Consider the following 1,814-nt stretch of genomic DNA (forward strand, 5'->3'; position numbering starts at 1 on the left):
CCCGGTCCGGCGGCCCCCAGCCCCGCGGCCTCGCCGAGTTCGGCCCGGCCGAGCCCGCTGTGGCCGACCCCGTCGGCGCAGCCGGTGGTCCACGCCCCCAGGGCGAAGCCCGCGCCCATGGCCCGGCAGCACCAGGGCACCTCGATGACCACCATGCTGCTGGTGATCATGGTCCCCGGCGTGCTCGCGGCGGCGGCCCTGCGCCCGGGCCGTGGTGGCCGAGGACGCGGCGGCCGTTCGGGCCCGTCCTGACCGTCCCCTGAGGGCCCGCCGACCGGTTCCCGGTCGGCGGGGGCCCGCCCTACCGCGCGGTCCCGAACCGAACCGAACCCGAGCGGGCCGAAGCGGTCGGGGGCCGCCCCCGTGAGCTTTCCGTTCCGTCACAAGCCAAGCCAGAGAAGGGAGTTCCCATGTCCGAGTGGGTGGCGTTGATCATCGCCATGGCGTCGGCCTGTGCCGTCGTGATGGCGGTGGTGGTGCTGAGGCAGCGCCGACCGATCGAGGAGAGTGCCGACGAGACCCCGGATGTCATCGAGTACATCACGATGATGATCGGGGTGGTCTACGCGATCGTCCTCGGTCTCGCCATCGCGGGTGTCTGGGAGGCGCGCGGCGCCGCCCAGGACGACCTGTTCCGCGAGGCGCAGTCGCTGCGCGAGATCAGCGACCGTGCGGTGATCTACCCGGCGGAGTTCCGCGACCAGGTCCGGGCCGACGTGGACACCTACGTCTCGTACGTGGTGAACACCGAGTGGTCCTACATGCAGGAGACCGGTGGCATCACCGAGAAGGGCGACCAACTGCTCCAGAAGCTCCAGAACGACATCGCCACCCGCTCGCCCGCCTCCGACCTGGAGTCGCAGGGCTACCAGCCGATCATGGACCGGGTCAGCCAGGCGTCCGAGTCCCGCAACTCGCGCGGACAGAACGCCGGGCCGACGATGCCCGGGGTGGTCTGGTTCGGCCTGATCGGGGGTGCGGTGGTGACCGTCGGCATGCTCTTCGCGCTCCAGATCCGGCGTACGCCGAGGGAGTTGACCCTGGCGCTCTGCTTCAGCGTGCTGATCGCCTTCCTGCTGTTCATGATCTGGGACTTCGACAACCCCTTCTCCCGGAGCGTCTCGGTGACCACCCAGCCGTTCGAGGACCTCTTCCCCTCGCTCAACCTCGGCGGCTGAGCCGGTCTCCGGCCGCTGCTCGCCGGTCGCGGGCCGTTGCTTGCGGGCCGTCGGCCGCAGGGCGGATCCGGGCAGATGATCTTCGGATAATCTTGCCCGGATCGTCGGGGGTCGGCCCCCGGCGGCGAGAACGAGGAGATCGTCAGCAGTGTCCGACCCGACGCCGGATCTCGGCGCCCACTTCCCGCCGGCCCGCCCGGAGCGCGCCTGGTGGTGGCTGCCCGCCTCGGAACGGCTCCGGCGGAAGAAGCAGCGCCGGGCCTGGGAGGACTACCGGGAGCGCTACCGCAAGGAGGACCACGCCAAGGCCCAGCGGCGCAAGCGCGCCCGGGACGAGGGCGCGGACTGCTGCGTCGACGGCTGCTGCGAGTTCGCCGACCCCTGCCTGATCGCCCTGATCCCGGTGATGATGGCCTCCGGTGTCCGGTTCGCCCTCACCGGGGCGCGCGGTCGCCGGGCGGCCGATCCGTCCGCCCCCGCCCCGCGCGGGTTCGCGGCCGGGGTGCTGTACGGCGCGGTGCGCTACTACCGCGCCGAGGTCAGCCCCCGCCGTCCGGCCTGCTGCCCGTACACGCCGTCCTGCTCGACCTACGCGGTGCGGGCGCTGCACCGGCACGGTGCGCTGCGCGGGGCCCG

Annotated in this window: 2 protein-coding genes; both read left to right on the top strand. The window is 72.5% G+C overall.

What is annotated here, in order from left to right; all coding sequences use genetic code 11:
• Window positions 1-410: 410 nt before the first annotated feature.
• Complete coding sequence (locus tag AE652_RS40685; RefSeq protein WP_049660896.1) at window positions 411-1,178, top strand: DUF4239 domain-containing protein; 768 nt, start codon at window positions 411-413, stop codon at window positions 1,176-1,178.
• Between the two features lie 148 nt (window positions 1,179-1,326).
• On the top strand, window positions 1,327-1,814 hold a 488-nt coding region (yidD, locus tag AE652_RS47650), incomplete at its 3' end, for a membrane protein insertion efficiency factor YidD (RefSeq protein ID WP_049660897.1).

Origin of the sequence: Kitasatospora sp. MY 5-36 (assembly GCF_001182915.1) — a bacterium.
Lineage (GTDB): Bacteria > Actinomycetota > Actinomycetes > Streptomycetales > Streptomycetaceae > Kitasatospora.